Below are 22,074 nucleotides of genomic sequence, written 5' to 3' on the forward strand. Positions count from 1 at the left end.
TAAATGAGAGAAAAACCATGAGCATTGGTATAAAACTCAAAAACATTAATGAAGAAAACAACTTCTTTTATCTCACCTTAGCACTCATCGTTCTATTAATCGGTGGCGCTTTGGCTAAGGCCATTGATGAAGTTGCAATTGAGCTTATATTACAATTATTTACGATTATAACTTTCATCGTCTGCTTTGCCAGTCTGCGATTCGACAAGACCTGGTCGAGATTCCTCTATACCCTTGCGGGTGTGTGGGTGTTCGCCATTGTGATAAAAGCGATATTTCATATACAGGAAATGAACGTCGTAACACTCGCTTTAACTTTCGCGTTTTTCTTTGGCACCTTTAAATCAATTGCCAGACAGATCTTATTTACCGGCCACATTAACAGTAACAAAGTGATTGGTTCCGTTGCCCTGTTCTTACTGCTTGGTTTGATGTGGGCCATCGCTTACCTCATTTTGCTCGAGTTTTCACCACAGTCTTTCACTGGTATGGAAGCCATCTCTTGGGGAGAAAATTTCTCCAATGCCGCGTATTTCAGTTTCGTTACCCTAACCACGCTCGGTTATGGGGACATCAGCCCTCTGACGCCGTTGGCTCAGGTCATCGTTTATTTGGAGGCCATTACAGGTGTGTTTTATATGGCAATTGTGGTTTCGAGCCTCGTCAGCTCTAACATTGATAATCAGGTAGATAAAAATGAATAAACAATCGGAAAGAAACGACAGTAAGCTTTTCATCAGCAACATGGTGGAATCAGCAATACGTATTGGCCTGGTCTTTGTGTTGTTCATGTTTACGTACGACATTATCAGGCCTTTCATTCTTCCCGTGATTTGGGGGGCAATCATCGCTGTTGCACTCATGCCGGTAACCCTGAAGCTACAACGTATGTATGGCGGCCGACGTGGCCTGGCTGCAACTACTATCGCTTTACTTGGTATTGCTCTACTCGTAGTACCACTGATTTTGGTGTCAGGTTCCATTTTTGACGGTGCAACGCATGCGCTTGAAGTATTACAGAGCGGAGAGGTTAAAATTCCGGGGCCGAAGGCTTCCGTTGCTGACTGGCCAATCGTAGGTGATAAGCTTTACAGCGTCTGGACTCTCTTTGCGACGAACATCGAGCAAGCTATCCAAACCTTTATGCCCCAGATTAAGTCTACATTAACTTCTCTGCTCGGCATGGTTGGTGGAGCGTTAGGCAGCGTATTACTCTCAATCTTGTCTCTCGCGATCGCCGCTGGTTTTATGACTTACTCAGAATCATTGGCATCAGGATTAACTACGCTTGCTATCCGCGTTGCTGGTGACAATGCGAAAAGCTGGACGACATTAATCGCAGCAACGATTAAGAGCGTGTTACTTGGTGTGGTCGGCGTTGCTGCAATCCAAGCGCTGCTTATCGGTGCCGGCTTCTTTGTATTTGATATTCCGGCAGCTGGTTTGCTTACTCTGATCCTTATGATTTTGTGTATTGCCCAGCTACCAGCACTGCTCGCGGTACTGCCTGTTATTGCTTATATGTACATGACGCAAGACAGCACGACTGCAACCTTATTTACCGTTTGGGCTGTTGTTGGTGCACTTTCTGAAAACTTACTAAAACCTATGCTTATGGGGCGTGGAGTCGATGTACCGATGCCGGTGATTTTACTGGGTGCTATCGGTGGGATGCTTGTTTACGGCATCGTAGGTCTGTTTATTGGTGCAGTTGTGCTGGCGATTTGGTATGAGTTGTTTGTATGGTGGCTGAGCAGCGAACACCAAGAACAGAAGATAGCAAAACTAACAGAAAGCTCAGATGAACCGAATGAATCGGGTCATGGCGCGGGAATTTGATGCCATCTGATTTAGCCCCAACACAAGCCGTTGCATTGCAGCGGTTTGTTTTTATCTAGAGAATGAAACTAATGTGAAATTTTCAAACTAATTACACTCGACAGTTGCAATCAAACACATAACGTTGCACTCTCGATGTTCACTAATAGATAGTGCTTAGGATAAAAACAATGAAATTGATCAAGCCTTTAACTTGCGCGCTCGCTTTGGCTATGAGTAGCATCGCATTTGCTGACGTAACCATCAGCGTTCCTGACGACGTTTCCGTTTTAGCGGCAAACGGGAAAACAGTGAAGCTATCTGGTGGCTTCCTGGCTTCAGAAAAAACGTTCACGCTACCTGACGGCGTCAACCAGATCGTGTTCCGTTATTCTCCTTACTTCAATCAAGGGAACGATCGCTTGAGCGTCGAAAGTGATGCGATTGTCGCCCGGTTCTCAGCAGCAGACTCTGAGTTAACATTCCAACTTCCGAAATACCGCAACATAAATGATGCAGAAGACTCAATCAAAAACTTAGACTGGAAACTGGTTGATGCATCCGGCAATGCGCTTAACGTTAAGCAAGATAAACTTATTAAGCCAGGCTTGCAGCTAGGTCGCGATTATGTTCGCGAAGTTGAAGATTACAACCGGGACGGTGGTGTAGCTGCAATCGCGGTCGCAGGAGCATATGTTCAACCGATGACGCTCCCTGCAGAAATTCCGGAAGACATGAAGCAGAAAAACTCTGACTCCACTGCAGAGGAAATGCTGCACTTCTGGTATCAAAAAGCCGATGCGGAAACTAAGGCTCGCTTCAAAGCGTACATCAACCAGCAATAAAATCTTCTTCACCGAACCTAATTTGCTGAAATACAAAAAGCCCGCGGTAATAGCGGCTTTTATATACGTTTATAACCTTCGAAAACAATGACATTGTCGGTCACTTGATGTATCAGACTTACCAGTAACGTTCGTAGATGATGTTACCACCCGTACGGTTCCTAAACTTCTCTAAGCCGCACTCTTGCAGTACTGGCAATGTATCTTTAATCATCTCCGGGTTACCACACAGCATCACAAAGCTTTTAGAAGGCGAAAACGGTACATCCACATGTCTTGCCAGTTCGCCTGAGGCGATTAGCTCCGGAATTCGACCTTGTAGTTTACCTTCCACCGATTCTCTGCTGATGATCGGCACGTACTTTAACCGCCCCTCATAACGCTGGACGAGATGCTCGATTAAGAATTTATAAACCAAATCTTTTTCATAACGAACACCATGAACCAGCACTATCTTTTCGTTATGTGGAAGCACGTTAATGTCATCGAGCAAAGAAAGAAAAGGGCCAATACCGGTACCGGTAGAAAGCAGCCAGAGATCATGAGCTTGTTTGGGGATAATATCCTGTATCAAATCACCGTGAGCGGTTTCTCCAACATAGATCCCGTCGCCACTTTTCAGCTTTTGTAATTTTGGTGACAGCCTGCCTTGCTTATCTGCAACGATTAAGAACTCTAGCCAATCAAACTGCTCACTCGGAGCATTAACAACGGAATACGCACGGCTGATCAGATTTCCGTCATCATCGAGTAAAGCGAGCTTAGTAAACTGACCAGCCTTAAAAGAAAGCGGAGCGCCAGACACTCTTAAACTGAACAAATCGCTAGTCCAATCTATTCGCTTCTCAATTTTAGCGAGATTGAAGTTTTTCAGTTCTGTCATGAGACCTCTCCCTTTTAGCTCATCTCAAATAAACTTACGCTTCCAAATTCACTATGTAAAGCTTAAAGTTTACATAGATAACTAGTTTATTTCACACTTACAGAACAATTTTATTACATCTCGACGCATTAGATCTAGAATAAATACTCAGATAAATAAGTAGCCTCGCAATTTATGGCAACGTTGATGAAAAAAGGAACAAAGAAAATGGACGCACAATTAAAAGACTTCCCTGTAGTTACTGAGATCAGAGTCGCCTGGGGGGAAATGGATGCCTTGCAACATGTCAACAACGTGGTCTACTTCCGCTACTTTGAGACCGCTCGCCTGGATTATTTTGAAGCGATTAATTTGCTGGTTGACCTACAAACCTCGCAAATCAGCCCTGTCCTGAGTGAAACCCAATGCCGCTATAAGTTACCAGTAACCTACCCAGACACACTGCTAATAGGAGCTCGAGTTATCGACATGCAGGGCGACCGCATGACGATGGAATATCAGGTATTTAGCAAGAAATGGGGAAAAGTGGTGACAGTAGCGACGGCTACAGGCGTGATGTTTGATTTTAAGAATAATAAAAAGACTGCAATTCCTGACAATGTACGCAAATCAATACTTGAGCTGGAAGCAACAGTAGGAAGCACTCACCACTTAGAGTAATTCTAGTTTCACAGACTCCCGACAGCGCTTGCGTCGCTTTCGGGAATCATACTTTATACCCAAGTAACTTCAAGATGCTAGGGTATAGTGTTGATACTTAACAAAAAGTCTCTATGTACAGCGCTTCCACTTTGTCTCTTGCCCACTGAGTTTTACGCAGAAACTTCAGAGAGGATTTAATCGATGGATCTTTCTTAAAGCAATTTACGCGAACACGTTCGTACATTCCATTCCACCCGAAGTGTTCAACTAAACGGGTGACAATTTTTTCAAGGCTCAACCCGTGCAGTGGGTTATTCGGTTGCTCGTTGCTCATGGTTTCAATCCAACTATATATAAGGTATGACGTTTGTACCGCTTGTTGCCGCTAATCTAACTCAAACCAAGGCTGCGGGCTAATCATATTGAAAAGAAGCGCAAAATGAACAAAAACAGCCCGATAAAAATCAGGCTGCTTTCAGGCCAACTCTAAAACGTGCCGCTATAGAAAGGACTTCACCCAGAGCACAATGGTATCCCAGATCTGACCAAACCAAGAGGCTTCTTCTACAGCCTGATTACTGACCAGTGGATAGCTGGCCACGATTTCGTCGTTACTTTTCCATACTATTTTTCCAATTTCATCACCTTGATTAATAGGTGCCATTAGAGGCTCATTGAACTCAACGCTTTTGTCTAACCCCGCGGTCATGGAGCGAGGTAATGTCAGATAGGCATCTGATGCTAAGCTCGCTTCAATCTCATTAACATTCCCTTTCCAGACGCGAACTTTAGATTCAACCTCTCCCTGAGTTGCAACTTTCTTAGTGTCGTAAAAACGAAATCCGTAACTGAGTAAATTTTTCGACTGACTTATTCGCGCTTGCTGACTAGAAGTACCCATCACAACAGAAACTAAACGCATTTTTCCTTCTGTCGCTGAACTAACCAGACTATAACCTGCATTACTGGTATAGCCCGTTTTACCGCCATCCACATTTATGGCGTTATCCCACAGTAATTTATTGCGGTTGTATTGGGTAATATTGTTCCAAGTAAACACCCTTTCGCTATAAAGTGCATAGACATCAGGCACATCATTAATAAGAGCCCGCATCAACTTAGCCATATCAAGGGGAGACGTCTGAATACCTTCGCTGTCCAGGCCATGTGAGTTCACAAAACGAGAGTCTTGCATTCCTAACTTGTCAGCCCACCCGTTCATCAACGCAACAAAGCCACTCTCGCTGCCAGCAACATGTTCAGCCAGAGCGACACAGGCATCATTTCCCGACTGAATGATCACACCACGCATCAGGTTCGCTACGCTGATTTCGTCTTTCGGTTTAATGAACATTTTTGAAGAACCGGGGAATTTTTCTGACCATGCATTTTCACTGACGGTCACAATATCTTCCCAACCCAATCGACCTGCATTGATTTCCTGGCCGACGACGTAAGCTGTCATTATCTTGGTCAAACTGGCAGGCGCTAACTCACCTCTGCCATTTTTTTCGGCAATGATTGCACCAGACTGAAAGTCCATCAACACGTACCCTTTTGCCTGTAGCTGAGGCGGATTTGGTGTAACCACGGCAAAAGCTGGTACGCTCATTAAACACGTCACGATAATCCATCGAGCCAGCGACATTTTCATTCAACATCCTCCACAATAAGCCCTGCACTTGCTAGCAACTCTATTGAGCATAGCTCACTAGCCCCATTGCACCAGTTGCTAATCGTTTCATTTTCTTGAACTTACCCTGATTTTACAAAAGGGGATTAGCAGCGAGGTATGCCTTGGTTAATGACAAAATTCCAAGTAAAGTAACCAACGACAGCGCTTCATGCCGACACCCAATAAGGACTAAGAATAAAACAATGAATGCTCAATCATTTATCGATGCCGGATTGCACTACACCCCCTTCACTTTCACGGTTCCTCTGGATTACCAGAACAAGATTAAAGGGACAATCGAGGTATTTGCCCGCTCAGTTTGTTTAGCGGGAGAAGAAGATTCCGCTAAACCTTGGTTAGTGTATCTACAAGGCGGCCCCGGATTTCCGTCGCCACGGCCGAACGGAAATAGTGGCTGGATAAAAAGAGCACTTCAGCAATACCGTGTTTTGTTGCTTGATCAGCGAGGCACCGGAAACAGCTCGGTCATCAATCACCAGACACTGGCTCACCTGACACCGCAAGAGCAGGCTGAGTACCTGAGTTATTTCCGAGCAGATAATATTGTTCGTGATGCCGAGTTTATTCGTCAGCAGTTCGGCGTTAAAAAGTGGTCAATTCTAGGCCAGAGCTTCGGCGGATTTTGTTCTCTCACCTATTTATCGATGTTCCCTGACAGTCTGCTTCAAAGTTACATTACCGGTGGTGTACCTTCTGTCTCGCGTCATCCCGATGACGTATATGAAGCGACATTTAAACGCACAATGGAGAAAAACCAAGCGTTTTTCCAACAGTTTCCAAAAGCGCAGCAGCTTTGCCAGAACATTGCAAATCACCTTCTTGAACACGAAGAGTACCTGCCAAACGGCCAGCGTTTTACGGTTGAGCAGTTCCAGCAAATTGGCATCAACTTTGGTGTCAGCGATACCTTCTTACCAACCTATTACTGGTTAGAAAGCGCACTAATCGAGGTAAACGGAAAGCCTCAGCTGCGTTACGAATTTTTGAGTGACATGTTGGCTCAGCAAAACTTCCAGACCAATCCGATCTACGCCATTTTACACGAGTCGATTTACTGCCAGGGTTTCGCTTCTGACTGGAGCGCACATCGTGTGCATCAGTCGCATAAAGCATTTAACTATGAAAAAGGAAAATCATTCTACTTTACAGGAGAAATGGTCTTCCCGTGGATGTTCGATCAATACGTAAACCTGAAACCACTGAAAGAAGCAGCGGAGCTGCTGGCAAGAAAAGACGACTGGTCACCACTTTATGACGAAAGTCAGCTGAAAAAGAATAAAGTACCTGTAAGTTGCGCGGTATATGCCGACGACATGTTTGTGGAAATGGACATCAGCCGGGAAACGCTGTCCATGATGCCTAACTCAAAGGCGTGGATCACCAACGAATATGAGCACAATGGTCTGCGCGCAGACGGTGAACGTATTCTAGATACCTTAATCGCTATGGGTAATCAGACAGCAGCCACATTGGTGTAGTTAACTTGATCTCAGGATAATCCAAGACTCTAGCCTAAAAGCGTAACAGCCCAAACAAAAAATCCCCGCAGAAGCTTCTGCGGGGATTTTTATTTACAGCAGTTTCTCGCAATTAACTTAGAGCAAAATTCTGGATTGCAAAGGCGAGAGGCGAGCTTAGCAGTAATGTGATAACTGTACGCTGGAACCACACCACAAGGATTTGTTTAACGGAAATCGGAATCTCAGTAGATAAAATACAAGGAATGGAAGCAGAGAAGAATAAGATTGAGGAGATCGAAATCTGGCCAATCACAAAACGGGTGATAAAGTCACTCTTTGCTGCGATAAGCGCAGGTAAGAACATCTCTGCAAGCCCTGTTGCTGCCGCTTTAGATACCAGCATAGGATCCGGCATCTGTGCTAACCATGCAAATGGGTAGAATACAAAGCCTAACCATTCAAAAACTGGTGTGTACTTTGCTAAAAGCAGGCCAATCAAACCTACCGACATGATCGATGGCAGGATGCTCATCGCCATCAACAGGCCTTCCTTAAGGTTTTTAATAATGCTGCTGATGATTGGCTCTGATTTATCTGCAATTTGCAGCCCTTCATTTACCGCTTGCTTAATACGTGGCAAATCGCTGTCCGTTTCGTCTGCTACAGGTTTTGTATCATCTAAACGGCTTAGCGGACGTAGTCGGACAGTGATTGCAGTGACAACAAAAGTAAGGGCTAATGTACTCCAGAAAAACAGGTTCCAGATATCCATCAAACCCAAAGTTTTCGCCACAATGACCATGAATGTCGCAGACACAGTAGAAAAGCCTGTCGCAATGATCGCGGCTTCTTTAGCTGAGTACTGACCCGACTTGTACACGCGGTTTGTGATCAGCAGACCGATAGAGTAACTGCCGACAAAAGAGGCAACCGCATCAATTGCGGACTTACCCGGCGTTTTAAAAATAGGTCTCATGACCGGCTGAAGTAAGACGCCAACCAGCTCCAAAAGGCCAAAGCCGATTAAAAATGCCAGAAAAATCGCACCAACAGGAACAATAAGTCCAACGGGTACAACTAGTTTGCCGAATAGAAACGGCAACATGTCTTTCTCGAAAAGCAATTCAGGCCCAACGGTAAAGAAAGCCATTAATGCAGTGATAACACCAATCACTTTTAATACGGAAAGGATCTTTTGGGTGAGGCTGGAGTTCCAGCTACCTGAGATAAAAGGATAGAGTCCACCAGCGACAATCATCAATACTGCGTATATTTCTACGCCTTTTGGAAACGAGGCTCGCAGCCAAGAAACCATATGATCCAGCGGTATTGTCGACTTTGAATTAATTTCGACAGGAACAAAGAAAAAGATGATACCGATAAGACTAAAAAGCACCAGCCTGAGTACTGATGCCCAAACCGGTCTGGTGAGAATAGCTTGAGTTGTTTCCATTTAAAACCTTCCTTAGTTATACCCATTCCCCCAAAGCAGCATCGATGCGAATACATTAATAAGCCTCTGTTTATAAAACGAATAAAGGCTAATCAATAGGCTACCGAAGCCACTTCAAGTAATTTGTGTCTAGCCGTTCAAGTCACCAATGTATTAGGTAGGTGAATTGATACATTCCTTGCTAAATTCGACGAGCACTTTGGCTCGTCTTTACATAAACCCGAGCTCAGGTTATTTATATTTTGGTATTGAGGATCGCACTTAAAATGGCTTTAAGTTGAGACTTAACCGCCGCTGATTTTTCTGCATCCAGTTCATAGCGCCCTTGAGTAAGTGCGTCATCGTTCAGATAAGTCGCCTGAGACAACTCCAGCTGAATAGCATGAATATTTTCGCTCGGCTTACCAAAACCGCGCGTAATAAAGCCACCTTTAAAACGGCCGTTAAGCACCTGATTGTAGCTATCGAATAATGCATCCATTACCGCATCGACAATCGCAGAGCTACAAGATTCGCCCTGATTTGTACCCCAGTTAAATTCAGGTAACGTACCGTCAAACAACATCGGAACCTGTGCGGCTATGCTGTGTGCATCAAACAGAATGGCATAACCGTGAATCTCTTTTAAACGCGCAAGCTCTTGTTCAATCGTTGAGTGGTAAGGCTGCCAGATTTGCTGGATATAGCGGTCATGATCCGCTTCTGTCGGTGCTTTACCTTCAATAAAGACAGGCGTGGAGTCGAATAAGATTTCCGGGAATAAACCGGTGGTTTTGGTCGCGTATAATGGCTTGTCATCACTAGGACGGTTAAGGTCGACGACATAGCGGGAGTAGTTGGCAGAAATTACGCTTACACCAAGCTCCTTCACACATTCATAAAGCTCAGGAATAAACCAATCCGTGTCCGGAAGTTTACGCGCAGCGTCTGTCAGTCCTTCCTCAACCTCTGGCGTTAAATTTAAGCCTGAGTGAGGCATGCTCACTAGCAGTGGTACGTTTCCCTGATGAAATTCGAAAGGTGATGGCACTGTATTAGGTTGAGTCATTTGCAGACACTCCGTTATCTTAAAAACAAATGTATATACATTTACTAATGTATCTATCATATACCTTTGTTGCAAGCGTGAAGTGTCTAAAACAAGCCTTACGCTTCAAATTTTTTCGCAATAATTACCCTATATTTTGTATAAAAATAACTTCAAAAATATAACTTGTATATACATATAAAGCTCAATTAAACTGGCTCGCAAACTATATGTTCATCACTATCTAGAACCAGGAATCCACTATGACAGGGACTCAAACACCACAGTATTTTTTTGCTGAAAAAGCTTGGCTTAATCAGGATTGGCAAAATAACGTCTTGTTCGAAGTAACAGATGGCGTTTTTACTCGTATCGAATCAGATTCTGAAGCACCAACTAATGCAGTAAAGTTATCTGGGCCAGTGTTGCCGACGATCGCTAACGTCCACTCGCATGCATTCCAGCGAGTCATGGCTGGCATGGCTGAAGTGTGTTTGAACCCGAACGATAGTTTTTGGAGCTGGCGTGATCTGATGTACAAAATTGTACAGAAGCTGTCTCCGGAACAGGCAAATGTAATTGCTACTCAGCTTTATATCGACATGCTCAAAGCCGGCTACACTCAAGTGGGTGAGTTTCATTATCTTCACCACGATGTGGCAGGTAAGCAATACGCAAATCGTGCCGAAATGTCCCATCAGTTAATTAATGCCGCTGATCGCTCTGGTATCGGCTTAACCCTGCTTCCTGTTCTTTACTCTCACTCTGGTTTTGGCGCACAGGCACCAAATGAAGGTCAGGCACGTTTTATCAACTCTTCTCAATCGTACTTGGATCTGCAACACCAGTGTGAGCAGGCTTTAACGGGGTCTAAACTGCATAACCTTGGAATCTGCTTCCACTCATTGCGTGCGGTTACCGAGCAGCAAATTAATGAAGTGTTGGGTGAACTGAACAAACAGCGTGTTGTGCACATTCATATCTCTGAACAACAGAAAGAAGTCAACGACAGTATCGCCTGGAGCGGTCAACGCCCGGTTGAGTGGTTACACGACAATATCGGCTTGAATAAGCGCTGGAATTTAATCCATGCTACACATTTAAATGATTACGAACTTAAAGCTATTGCACACAGTGGCGCGGTTGTGGGCTTGTGTCCTACCACAGAAGCTAACTTAGGTGATGGCATTTTCCCAGGTGTTGAGTTTGAACGTTTAGGTGGTCGCTGGAGTATTGGTTCTGACAGCCACGTTAGCCTGTCAATCGTTGAAGAGCTGCGTATTCTGGAATACGGGCAACGCTTACGCGATCAGCAACGCAACCGTCTATACCGTGAGGAGCAAGTCAGCATCGGTGACAACCTGTTTAAGCAGGCACTAATTGGTGGTAATCAATCTTGTGACGTTGAGCTTGGCTTGTCTGTCGGCAGCCGTGCGGACTTTATGACGCTTGACGACACGCATCCATTTATTGGCGCAAGCGAATCCAAAGATATGCTGAACCGCTGGCTATTTGCATGTAGCGAAAACGTAGTTAAAGACGTATTTGTTGCAGGTAAGCAAGTGATCGAAGACGGCCGTCATGAGCTGGAGTTAGTTAGCCGAAGCGAGTTTGCCCAGGTGATTAAGAAGGTGATTTACGATGCTTAATCACACCGACTTATACAGCATCATCCCTCAATCTGATTATCTGCGCATGCCGTGGAAGAACGGGTTAGGTGAAACGTTAGAAATTGCCGTACATCGTGAAAAAGATGAAGTGCAGTACCGGGTGAGCCAGGCTGCGGTAGTAGAAGACGGTGTTTTTTCTGATTTCAGCGGACTGCACCGTACCCTTGTTTTACTGCAAGGTAACGGAATGCTGTTGACTCATCGAAACGGTGCTAAGACGTACAGCCACGATCTGCAACAGCCGCTAGCTATTGCCAACTTTGCTGGCGGTGATGTTACCCATGCATCTCTATCTAACGGAAAGATTGAAGATCTCAATATCATGGTGAGAGAAGGCAAAGTAACATCAACTGTTGAAGCTGTCTTTTCTCCGGATTCATTTTCGGTTGAGCACTTAGATAAGACTTTGTTCAGTGCATTCTACGCCAATAGTGATTGCATATTGGCTCTGGAATCACAATCAGAGTCTCTAGAAGTACGTGTGAGAAGCCAGGACACTCTACGCTTCCACGAATCACTGAAAGCGACCTTGCTTGAAGGTATGGGCGTAAGCATCAGCATTGAGTAAATATTGATCTGAACATTTATACCAGGGCACATTCTTACTTTTAGTCTACCTGTGAGGTTAATTAGTATGTGTGCCCTATCTATCCTACTGGCCGCTAATCAGCTACCGCCACTAGATTAATATTTCATACCATCCCTCTCATACCTTCCAACAGTAAATACGCTTTGTCCTTATAGGTTTATAGAAGCAATAATCTGCTCCCCAAGTCCACTCCTACCAATACCCACAAAGATTACCCGTATTTCCGACTAAATTACTCAGGTATAATTTTGGCCGCTAAAATTTAAAGGTCATCGACCACCTGTTTTAATGAAGGAAATCTCATGAGTCAGTATGTTGTCTGCGCGCTGTACAAGTTTGTGGAACTCGGTAACTATAAAGAACTACGTGAACCATTGCTTGAGCTGATGGAAAACAACCAAATTCGCGGCACACTACTGCTGGCTAATGAAGGTATTAACGGCACCGTTGCTGCTAAGCGCGCTGGTATTGATACGTTGCTTGCGTGGCTAAACAAAGAGCCGCGTCTTGCTGGCACCGTTTACAAAGAATCATTTGCAGAGACTCAACCGTTCAACCGCACGAAAGTGAAGCTCAAAAAAGAGATTGTAACTTTGGGCGTAGAAGGTATCGATCCTCGCCACGTAGTGGGTACTTACGTTAAACCAAAAGACTGGAACGACCTGATTGCTGATCCGGAAGTATTTGTCGTCGATACACGTAATGATTACGAAATTGAGATCGGCACGTTTAAAGGCGCAGTAAACCCGCAAACTGATACATTCCGTGAGTTTCCAGACTATGTAAAAGAGAACATGGATCCGGGAAAACACAAGAAAGTAGCGATGTTCTGTACCGGTGGTATCCGCTGTGAAAAGTCGACTGCTTACATGAAAGAACAAGGCTTTGATGAGGTCTATCACCTTGAAGGCGGTATCTTGAAGTATCTGGAAGAAGTACCACAAGAAGAGAGTTTGTGGGAAGGTGATTGCTATGTATTTGACGGCCGTGTAGCGGTAAACCACCAGTTGGAAAAAGCAGACTACGACTTGTGTAACGCTTGTCGCCTGCCAATCACAGAAGAAGACAAACAGTCAGAACTTTATGAGCAAGGCGTAAGCTGCCCTAAATGTCACGGTACTCATTCAGAAGAGCAAATCACCCGCTTCCGTGAGCGTGAAAAGCAGATTGAATTAGCAGAACAGCGTGGTGAACAGCACGTTGGTGGTGAAAGTGCGAAACAGCGTGAACAACGTCGAGCTGCAAAGATTGCCCAAAAAGAAGCACAGCGCAAACAAGTCTAAGTAGACTGACCTCAGATTAAGTATTCTAAGCGAGCCATTAATGTGGCTCGCCTTCTCAAGGCTAACTCATTCTCTACTAACGCACACGCTGTCTAACTTTAAATAAGTAATAAAGCATTATCAGTTCTAAAAAGGTTCTAGACACAGAAGTGACAGTTCTCTCTGTCCAGTCCATGAACGCCAGCGAGATTTTTCAGGTGCGTTCTTCCCTCGTTAAGCCCCATTTCATATCCTTCAAGCAGTACCGACTGACGCATTGATAAACGCTGAACGTGGAAGTTCTCCGGCGGTGCAATAACGCGGATACGTGCATCTTCTGGCGGGTTGCGAATAAATTCTAAAGACTCATTGTAGTTTTCAGACCGGCGCAGCATGGCTTCGACCATTTTGGGATGATCAGCAAACAGCTTTTTAGTCAGCCACGTAGTTTTAACTGGCTTCTTCGAATAATTCAGCGGATGTGACAACACAACCGTAATATCTCGCGCACCTCGGCGGTAAGCTTCTCTTACCGGGATGGAATCTGCGACGCCACCATCGGTATAGCAGCCGCCAGAAAAACATGGGGTATGTTTGTACGCGATTGGTAAAGCAGTAGTTGCTTCAAGTGCCTGATGGAAATTAGCGCGGTTCACGCGGTAATAATCAGCTTTACCCGTATCTACATTGGTCGTGGTCGCGAAGAAAGGAATCCCTTCAAACAGTTTTTTTTTCATTGACAGGATACAAGCGATTAGACTCTTCAAAGAGCCATTTTACATCAATCAGATCGCCACCTTTAATAAAACGAGTCGGGTCGAAAAAGCGTTTGCAGGTCGCTAGCTTGGTGATGATGTTAATACTGCGATGCGGGTAATCGGTTAGGTAGCCAATCAAATTTGATGCGCCAGCTGACACACCGATAGCAAAATCGAATGGTTTGTAATTTTGCTCCATGAATGCGTCCAATACTCCGCTAGCAAAGACGCCGCGCATCGCGCCACCTTCAACAACAATTGCTTTTTTGACCATGTTTCCTCCCCAATACTTTATCTTCAAAATAATATTGAAATTAAAGCAGCAGAAACAATCGGTTATTCTTATTATTTAGATAGGTGATTCCTATACCCAATCCAAATAAATAATAGACGATTATGAGAAAACGCTCTTATAGGCTTCCGCAGCGCCATCAATCAGCATTTGGGTACCGATCACAGCTAATATCAGACCCATCATTTTGGTCACAACATTGAGAGCGCTAGGGCCAACGGCTTTAACTAATTTATCGCCAAACAGAAACAGGATGTACGTGATAATACACAGCACAGCAAACGAGATAATAGTTATGATGGTCTGATCAAAGCCTCCTGCCGTAGCAAAGTTCATTGCGGTTGCAATAGTGCCAGGCCCGGCCAAAATCGGGGTCGCCAGCGGTGATACAGCTATGCTTAAAGCCGCCTGCTGCTGCGCCGGTGAGTATGCTTTTTCTTTGGTTTTTTGATGGGTCGTATCCCCCTGAAGCATGTTATAGCCAATAAGGAAGACCAGTATCCCGCCAGTAATACGCAGCGCATAAAGCGTGATACCGAACAAATCGAATATCAATTTGCCCGCAATGGAAAACAGAGCAACAATAATAAAAGCAATAAATACCGAGCGCAGCGCTATAGAACGAACCGTCTCTTTATCTTCATCTGCCGTTAAGCTTAAAAATATCGGGATGTTCGCTAGCGGGTTCATGATGGCGAAAAAGCCCATAAACACCGTTACCGTGTGAACGATCAATTCCTTCATATTTGCATCGCATGTAATTTATTGATTTTATATCAGTATATATCGTCAATTCTGGGGATGCTTTGTACCTGCTATCCCAGACACAAACTTATGCGCTAAGGCACACTTTTTCTCGCGTAACAGTTTACCCAATAAATAAATGCCGATAAGGTAAGACTGAACAATAACAAAGGATGTTAATTCATCATGAACAACACCATTGAAACGATATTAAGTCACCGCTCGATTCGAAAATTCAGCTCACAACCAATAGCAAAAGAACAACTCGATACCATTATTCAGGCAGGCCTGGCCGCCTCCTCTTCTAGTATGTTGCAAGTGGTCTCTATTATCCGAGTTACTGACCCTGAAAAGCGTGCACAACTTGCTCAATACGCTGGTAACCAAGCTTACGTTGCAAGTGCTGCAGAATTTTTAGTGTTCTGTATTGATTATCAGCGTCACGCAACAATAAACCCAAACATACAAGCAGATTTCACAGAGCTGACGCTTATTGGTGCGGTAGATTCCGGTATCATGGCGCAAAACTGTTTGTTGGCGGCCGAATCAATGGGGCTCGGTGGCGTCTACATTGGTGGTTTGAGAAACAATGCTCAGCAAGTTGATGAGTTGCTCGGATTACCGAAAAATACTGCCATTTTGTTTGGTATGTGTCTGGGTCATCCGGAGCAAAGCCCGGAAATTAAACCCCGTCTACCAGCGAAAGTGATCGTACACGAAAATCAGTACCAGCCTTTAAATGTGGCAGATATCGATACTTACGATCAAACCATGCACGATTACTACGCTAGCCGTTCAAGTAACCAGAAACAAAGTACCTGGTCACAAGAAGTCACGACGAAGCTTGCCGGGGAATCGCGCCCGCATATTTTGCCGTATCTGAATAAAAAAGGGCTGGCAAAGCGCTAGTCACCGTGCTCTGCATTTTGAAAGTCTCTTGCTAGCGAGGGACTTTTAGCAATATTGGCGAAATGCTCCACTGAAGAAACCGCATTTAGTTGACGTGCTCTGACAAGATAATTTCGGACAGCTTCCGACTCAAAAAATAATAATTGACAAAAATATTACAAAAAAATGTGTTTTCCATCACACAAATGAAACGAATTTCCCTTCCAGTCACCTTACCAGTCGGCTTACCCTTCGTAACTAACGATACAATTAACAATAAAAACAATAAATTAAGAACAAAGCATTGAAATTTCCTAACAACTTTCCTGACCAAGCACTCTATTGCCCCTTTCATCAATATTCTTTAAAGTACGCTCCGAAAATGTGATCTTGAGTCCATTAATATAACCATAAATATACAAGTAGTAGCGTTGATAGGCCTAAAACCTTCTGTCAGTTTTAACGCCATCATGTTGATAATTTTTACGTTTGGAAAATGGATGCCATGCTATTTAATCAACTTAAGTTAGCTAGTGTTGTTATATCGTCTCTCGTTGTAACTGGCTGTACTCTTCCCGGAAGCCATCTTCCGCTGAGCAATAAAAGCATTACTTCGGTACAAAATGATACCACTCAAAAAGACTTCACTGTTTATCCATTGACTCTCGAACGTGTCTCTGAACTGAAATCCTTTGAAAGTCCAACAAAATCAAATCCAGAGTTGGATCGCAGGCTTGCCGCTTATGAGTACGAAGTCGGCCCCGGCGACATCCTTAATATAACTATCTGGGATCACCCAGAGTTAACAATCCCTGCAGGCTCTTACCGTAGCTCCGAAGAAGCGGGCAACTGGGTTCACGCCGATGGCACCATATTTTATCCATACATCGGTATCGTAGAGGTTGCTGGGAAAAATGTTCGTCAAATTCGTACTGAGATTTCGAAGCGACTAACGAAATATATAGAAAGCCCACAAGTGGATGTGAGTGTTGCGGCATTTCGTTCTAAAAAGTCTTACATTACCGGTGAAGTTAGCCGGCCTGGTCAGCAAGCCATCAGCAATATTCCTCTAACTCTGCTAGACGCGATCAATAACGCTGGAGGCCTTGCGGAAAACGCTGACTGGCGCAACGCCACACTGACACGCAACGGATACGTCGAATACGTTTCCCTTTATGCATTAATGCAGCAGGGAGACTTAACTCAAAACCGTTTGTTAGAGCCTGGTGATATTGTTCATGTGCCACGTAATGACGCCCAGAAAGTGTTTGTTTTGGGAGAAGTGAACGATCCCAAACTGCTCAAAATAGACCGGGCGGGCATGACTTTAACAGAAGCATTAAGCAGCGTCGGAGGCATTAATCAACTTTCAGCTGACGCTACAGGTGTATTCGTAATTAGAAAGTCTTCTATTGAGGAAGAACTAGCCAATATTTACCAGCTTGATATATCAGACGCTTCGGCATTAGTCATTGGTACTGAATTTGAGTTAAATCCGTATGACATAGTCTACGTCACTACCGCGCCAATCAGCCGCTGGAACCGTGTGATAGCGCAATTAGTACCGACAATTTCTGGTTTCAATGAATTAACCGAAGGCATGCTACGCGTCAGGAATTGGCCGTAATCCCTGTTTATTTAAGAGGCTCATTAAAGTAAAGGTATCAATCAGCGAGAGTCTCTTTTTTCTTAATATTCGTTATTGGTAAGGAACACTATACTATAATGTTTTCTAATATTCTTGTTGTCTGTGTTGGCAATATCTGTCGTTCACCTAGCGGTGCAAAGTTGCTACAAAGTTTATTGCCCAATAAAACAATTACCTCAGCAGGGCTGGCTGTCGACAAAAGCAAGCTAACTGGAAAAGCGGCTGACGCAACTGCGACGACCGTTGCGCTTGAAAATGGAATCAGCTTGGAAGGACACCAAGCACAACAACTTACCCCTGAAATGTGTATGCAACATGACCTCATCCTGGTTATGGAGCAAGGACACATTGAAGCCCTTACCCAAATTGCGCCTGAAGCAAGAGGCAAAACCATGCTCTTTGGACACTGGCTTAACTCAAATAGCATTCCTGATCCTTACCGACAAAGCCGAGAAGCTTTCGAGCACTCATACAGCCTGATAAAAGAGGCAGCTCAGTCATGGGCTAACAAGCTCTAACGATTAACAATTGGCAATATAAAATAATGGCTAACCAAATCATTCAATCTACGCAACCTGCTGAAGATGAGATAGACCTAAGCAAACTGTTTGGCATCATGATTGATGCCAAATGGTTCATCATTGGTGTCACACTATTTTTTTCAGTTTTCGGCATTGCCTTCGCCTTACTATCTACTCCTATTTACAAAGCCGATGCTCTGATTCAAATCGAGAAAAAAAGCTCCGGTGGCGTCTCATCGATTGTTGGTGATATGGGAGAGCTATTCGCGGCAGAATCTTCGACAACTACTGAAATTGAGATTCTGAAATCGCGGATGATCTTGGGAGACACCGTCGATGAGTTCAACTTAACAACCCTTGCCTCACCTGATTACTTCCCTTTGGTTGGTAAAGGCCTTGCTCGTATCAACAACAGCGAAAACTATATTTCTGTTGATACTTTCGAGATACCGCGTACAGCTAGAGGGGTATCACACAAGCTCATCACGACCGACTCCGAAAAAGGTCAATTTGCGCTTACTGTTGAAGATAAAATTGTTCTCTCTGGTAGCACAGGTGAGCTGATTGAAATGAACGGTTATCGTATCAAAGTCTCTGAACTCATTTCAGGCAATGACGATAGCTTTACACTCAATAAGATAAGCAGACTTGATGCCATTGATAGATTGGAGTCGCAACTTTCCATCTCAGAGAAAGGTAGCCAAACTGGTATAGTTTTACTCAGTATCGAAGGTGAATACCCTGAGCGAAACCAAGCCATCTTAAACAGTGTGGTTCAAAGCTATTTTTTACAGAATGTAAAAAGAAACTCTGCTGAAGCTGAGAAAAGCCTGACATTTTTGAAGAGCCACCTGCCTGAAATAAAAGAAAAACTAAATGGCTCCGAAGATGTCCTAAATCACTTTAGGCAAGAGAACGAATCTATCGACCTAAACTTAGAAGCTCAATCGACGCTTAAAGTAATGGTCGCATTGGAAGCTCAGCTTAACGAACTTGCCTTTAAAGAGAGTGAAGTTAGCCAAAAGTTTACTCAAGACCACCCAGCCTACAAATCTTTACTGGATAAGCGTAAAACCCTGCTCCTAGAAAAAGAGCGGTTAAACAAACAAGTTCAAAAACTGCCTAAAACTCAACGAGAAGTACTACGTATGACTCGTGATGTAGAAGTAAACCAACAAATCTATATTCAGCTTTTAAATAAGGTGCAGGAGCTGAACATCATCAAAGCAGGAACTGTTGGTAACGTCCGTATTATTGACAGCGCACAGTCTTACTCTGCAGCAGTCAAACCCAAGAAGTCTTTCATCGTGGTTCTCGCAACCCTTTTAGGAGGAATGGTGTCGGTTGCACTTGTCTTGATCCGTTCGGCTTTCCATCGCGGCGTCACATCCGCAGAAGAAATTGAGCAACTTGGTCTGCCTGTTTACGCTAGCGTGCCGCAGTCCGCAGAGCAGCTGGAATTCACGAAAAAGTTGAACCGCATTAAAGGTGCCAACGATAAGCCATTACTTCTCGCTGAGGCAAACCCTGCAGATTTATCTATCGAGGCTCTTCGCGGGCTACGAACCAGTTTACATTTTGCAATGATGGAAGCGAAAAATAACGTCCTGATGATATCAGGCCCCGCCCCATCACTGGGCAAGAGTTTTGTTTCTACAAACTTCGCAGCTGTGGCCGCTAAAACGGGCCAAAAGGTACTGCTTGTTGATGCAGATATGCGTAAAGGCTATCTACAGAAAAGTCTGGGGTTACGTTGGGACAATGGTCTTTCTGAACTTCTCAGCGGCAAGATCTCGTCCAGTGATGCGATCAAAACAACCAGTATAGAAAATTTAGATGTGGTCACTCGAGGTCAGGTACCACCAAACCCATCAGAGCTGCTTATGCATCCTAGATTCAAGAACTTTGTTGATAAAGTCTCTGCTGAGTATGATTTAGTCATAATCGATACACCACCAGTTCTTGCCGTTACTGATCCAACAATTGTGGGAGCGATAGCCGGCACAACCTTAATGGTGACTCGATTCGAGCAAACTACATTGAAGGAAATCAACATTGCCCATAACCGCTTCGAACAAGCGGGGGTTGAAGTTAAAGGTGTCCTACTCAACGCCATTGAGAAGAAAGCATCCAACGCATATGGATACTACAATTATTCTTATACAAATGAATAGGACGTAACCTAAAATAACTCGAAGCCCCCGCTACGTTTAGCGGGGGGCTTTACTTCATTTAAAGCGCCCCTATTGCCGTAGAGCTAGTGTTGTATGGCTTCATGTGCGCTACATAAAGTACTCAAAGTACACTTATCTGCCGCAATATGCACTTACACCCAGAATGTAACAAAAGGTTTGCAACAGCGTTAAGTTCGGTGAAAATGTTAAATAACAGATAAAAAATAAAGCAATCAGTTAATTTACGGTTACAAACACCAACTACCTGCGTGATCTACATCACACCCAGCAATTATCCATAAGGTTTTCCTTTCTCATTTTTTTACTCCACTGCTACCCTGCTCGCCACTTTGAAGTGAACTCAAAGTGCATAACTATAAGGAGTGTTCTCATGAATACCAAGAAACCGATGTCGCTAACCAGCCGAGTAATTTTTGGTATGGTAGCGGGTATCTTGACAGGATTTGCAATTCGCACACTTTTTGCCGACAACGGATTTGTCGATGCTTACATTGTTAATGGATTATTTGAAGTTGGTGGCCAGATCTTTGTCGCTAGCTTGAAAATGCTGGTAGTACCGCTGGTGTTTGTCTCACTGGTTTGTGGTACCAGCTCTCTTAAAGACCTATCAACTTTAGGTCGAATGGGTGGTAAAACACTTGCTTTATACATTGCAACCACAGCTGTAGCTATCACACTAGCTCTGACAATGGGCGCAGTGTTCCAGCCGGGCGCTGGTGCGGATCTTACCGCAGTAGGTTCATTCAAATCAGCTGAAGCACCATCTTTGGGTCAGGTGTTCATTAGTATGTTCCCGACCAACCCTATCAGCGCAATGGCTGAAGGTAAGACTCTGCAGGTTATCGTGTTTGCCGTTCTGTTCGGTATTGCGATAAGCGCAGCGGGTAAACCAGGTGAACGTATTGCGTCATTTTTCAGTGACCTGAATGAAGTGATCATGAAGCTTGTTGCTATTCTGATGAACCTTGCACCTTACGGTGTGTTCTTCCTGATGGCGAAGCTGTTTACTGGTCTAGGTCTGAGCGCGATCATCAATCTTGCTGAATACTTTGTTGTTCTCGCAGGTACGCTATTGCTTCATGGTCTAGTTACTTACAGTCTGATGCTAAAAGGCTTTACTGGTCTAAACCCCATCACGTTCTTACGTAAAATGGAAGACGCTGTGATGTTTGCTTTCTCTACTGCATCATCTAACGCGACAATTCCTGTCACGATGGAAACAGCAAAACATCGTATGGGCGTTGAAAACCGCATATCGTCGTTCACTGTGCCACTTGGCGCAACCGTGAACATGGACGGTACAGCGATCATGCAAGGTGTGGCTACAGCGTTTATCGCACAGGCATTCAACATTGACCTGACCATGGGTGACTACTTGATGGTTATCATGACTGCTACACTGGCATCTATCGGTACTGCTGGTGTTCCTGGTGTTGGCCTAGTCATGCTGGCTATGGTACTAAACCAAGTAGGCTTGCCTCTTGAAGGTATCGCACTGATTATGGGTGTTGACCGTCTGCTTGATATGATTCGTACCGCTGTAAACATCACCGGTGATAGCGCAGTAACCATTATTGTTGCTAAATCAGAAGGTGCATTGGATGAAACTCGCTTCAACGATCCAATGGCCGGCGCAGCCGAAGAAGAAGTGCATCTTAAACGCGCTGACGCTTAAACTGTTTT

At 44.3% G+C, this 22,074-nt stretch carries 19 protein-coding genes and 1 pseudogene; 13 read left to right on the forward strand and 7 right to left on the reverse strand.

Annotation, left to right across the window (positions count from 1 at the left end):
• Window positions 1-17 precede the first annotated feature (17 nt).
• The 3 genes from KHN79_RS20845 to KHN79_RS20855 all read left to right on the forward strand — a co-directional run bounded on the left by KHN79_RS20845 (window position 18) and on the right by KHN79_RS20855 (window position 2,663).
• A complete protein-coding gene (locus KHN79_RS20845) occupies window positions 18-704 on the forward strand; it encodes a potassium channel family protein (protein WP_182010791.1) in 687 nt (228 codons plus the stop codon).
• Entirely contained in the window at window positions 697-1,839 is a 1,143-nt protein-coding gene (locus KHN79_RS20850) for an AI-2E family transporter (RefSeq protein ID WP_182010790.1), read from the forward strand. Before KHN79_RS20845 ends, KHN79_RS20850 begins: the two co-directional genes overlap by 8 nt.
• Window positions 1,840-2,009: 170 nt before the next feature.
• Entirely contained in the window at window positions 2,010-2,663 is a 654-nt protein-coding gene (locus KHN79_RS20855) for a DUF2057 domain-containing protein (RefSeq protein ID WP_182010789.1), read from the forward strand.
• A gap of 118 nt (window positions 2,664-2,781) precedes the next feature.
• Here the strand turns inward: KHN79_RS20855 and KHN79_RS20860 are convergent, their stop codons facing one another.
• Entirely contained in the window at window positions 2,782-3,546 is a 765-nt protein-coding gene (locus KHN79_RS20860) for a ferredoxin--NADP reductase (protein ID WP_182010788.1), read from the reverse strand.
• A gap of 207 nt (window positions 3,547-3,753) precedes the next feature.
• On the opposite strand from KHN79_RS20860, the gene KHN79_RS20865 reads away from it, so the two are divergent.
• Entirely contained in the window at window positions 3,754-4,206 is a 453-nt protein-coding gene (locus KHN79_RS20865) for a thioesterase family protein (RefSeq protein WP_182010787.1), read from the forward strand.
• A 97-nt stretch (window positions 4,207-4,303) separates the two neighbouring features.
• Here the strand turns inward: KHN79_RS20865 and KHN79_RS20870 are convergent, their stop codons facing one another.
• Together KHN79_RS20870 and KHN79_RS20875 are read right to left on the reverse strand one after the other, a co-directional pair.
• On the reverse strand, window positions 4,304-4,522 hold the full coding sequence (locus KHN79_RS20870) for a VF530 family protein (RefSeq protein ID WP_014234972.1): 219 nt from the start codon (window positions 4,520-4,522) through the stop codon (window positions 4,304-4,306).
• 165 nt (window positions 4,523-4,687) lie between these two features.
• Window positions 4,688-5,842 carry a D-alanyl-D-alanine carboxypeptidase family protein gene (locus tag KHN79_RS20875; RefSeq protein WP_182010786.1) on the reverse strand — a complete coding sequence of 385 codons (1,155 nt, stop codon included), beginning with the start codon at window positions 5,840-5,842 and terminating at the stop codon, window positions 4,688-4,690.
• 224 nt (window positions 5,843-6,066) lie between these two features.
• Between KHN79_RS20875 and KHN79_RS20880 the strand changes: the two genes are divergently transcribed.
• Window positions 6,067-7,362 (forward strand): alpha/beta fold hydrolase, encoded by a 1,296-nt coding sequence (locus KHN79_RS20880; RefSeq protein ID WP_182010785.1) that lies wholly within the window; start codon window positions 6,067-6,069, stop codon window positions 7,360-7,362.
• A 112-nt stretch (window positions 7,363-7,474) separates the two neighbouring features.
• Here KHN79_RS20880 and KHN79_RS20885 read toward each other — a convergent pair whose 3' ends face one another.
• The gene (locus KHN79_RS20885; protein ID WP_182010784.1) at window positions 7,475-8,797 is read right to left on the reverse strand and encodes a YjiH family protein; all 1,323 of its coding nucleotides are present in this window, start codon (window positions 8,795-8,797) and stop codon (window positions 7,475-7,477) included.
• A 235-nt stretch (window positions 8,798-9,032) separates the two neighbouring features.
• Window positions 9,033-9,845, reverse strand: a complete 813-nt coding sequence (gene hutG, locus KHN79_RS20890; RefSeq protein WP_182010783.1) for an N-formylglutamate deformylase — start codon at window positions 9,843-9,845, stop codon at window positions 9,033-9,035.
• Window positions 9,846-10,087: 242 nt separating this feature from the next.
• Between hutG and KHN79_RS20895 the strand changes: the two genes are divergently transcribed.
• From KHN79_RS20895 to KHN79_RS20905, 3 genes are all read left to right on the forward strand, one after another.
• The gene (locus tag KHN79_RS20895; protein ID WP_182010782.1) at window positions 10,088-11,473 is read left to right on the forward strand and encodes a formimidoylglutamate deiminase; all 1,386 of its coding nucleotides are present in this window, start codon (window positions 10,088-10,090) and stop codon (window positions 11,471-11,473) included.
• Window positions 11,466-12,062 carry a HutD family protein gene (locus KHN79_RS20900; RefSeq protein WP_182010781.1) on the forward strand — a complete coding sequence of 199 codons (597 nt, stop codon included), beginning with the start codon at window positions 11,466-11,468 and terminating at the stop codon, window positions 12,060-12,062. The genes KHN79_RS20895 and KHN79_RS20900 overlap by 8 nt, the downstream gene beginning before the upstream one ends.
• 323 nt (window positions 12,063-12,385) lie before the next feature.
• Window positions 12,386-13,366: a rhodanese-related sulfurtransferase gene (locus KHN79_RS20905; protein WP_182010780.1), complete on the forward strand. Its 981-nt coding sequence runs from the start codon at window positions 12,386-12,388 to the stop codon at window positions 13,364-13,366.
• Between the two features lie 137 nt (window positions 13,367-13,503).
• On the opposite strand, the pseudogene KHN79_RS20910 reads toward KHN79_RS20905, so the two are convergent.
• Window positions 13,504-14,377 (reverse strand): annotated as a pseudogene (locus KHN79_RS20910) (patatin family protein).
• Between the two features lie 120 nt (window positions 14,378-14,497).
• On the reverse strand, window positions 14,498-15,139 hold the full coding sequence (locus KHN79_RS20915) for a MarC family protein (protein ID WP_182010778.1): 642 nt from the start codon (window positions 15,137-15,139) through the stop codon (window positions 14,498-14,500).
• A 186-nt stretch (window positions 15,140-15,325) separates the two neighbouring features.
• On the opposite strand from KHN79_RS20915, the gene nfsA reads away from it, so the two are divergent.
• The 5 genes from nfsA (at window position 15,326) to KHN79_RS20940 (ending at window position 22,066) form a co-directional block, all read left to right on the forward strand.
• Window positions 15,326-16,048: an oxygen-insensitive NADPH nitroreductase gene (gene nfsA / locus KHN79_RS20920; RefSeq protein ID WP_182010777.1), complete on the forward strand. Its 723-nt coding sequence runs from the start codon at window positions 15,326-15,328 to the stop codon at window positions 16,046-16,048.
• A gap of 484 nt (window positions 16,049-16,532) precedes the next feature.
• Window positions 16,533-17,654 (forward strand): polysaccharide export protein, encoded by a 1,122-nt coding sequence (locus tag KHN79_RS20925; RefSeq protein WP_182010776.1) that lies wholly within the window; start codon window positions 16,533-16,535, stop codon window positions 17,652-17,654.
• 98 nt (window positions 17,655-17,752) lie between these two features.
• Window positions 17,753-18,193 carry a low molecular weight phosphotyrosine protein phosphatase gene (locus KHN79_RS20930; protein WP_182010775.1) on the forward strand — a complete coding sequence of 147 codons (441 nt, stop codon included), beginning with the start codon at window positions 17,753-17,755 and terminating at the stop codon, window positions 18,191-18,193.
• Window positions 18,194-18,219: 26 nt separating this feature from the next.
• Window positions 18,220-20,370: a polysaccharide biosynthesis tyrosine autokinase gene (locus KHN79_RS20935; RefSeq protein WP_182010774.1), complete on the forward strand. Its 2,151-nt coding sequence runs from the start codon at window positions 18,220-18,222 to the stop codon at window positions 20,368-20,370.
• A gap of 391 nt (window positions 20,371-20,761) precedes the next feature.
• Window positions 20,762-22,066, forward strand: coding sequence for a dicarboxylate/amino acid:cation symporter (locus KHN79_RS20940; RefSeq protein ID WP_182010773.1), 1,305 nt, complete (start codon window positions 20,762-20,764; stop codon window positions 22,064-22,066).
• The last annotated feature ends 8 nt before the right edge of the window (window positions 22,067-22,074 follow it).

It is taken from the genome of Vibrio sp. B1FLJ16 (assembly GCF_905175385.1).
In the GTDB taxonomy this organism is placed as follows: Bacteria; Pseudomonadota; Gammaproteobacteria; order Enterobacterales; family Vibrionaceae; genus Vibrio.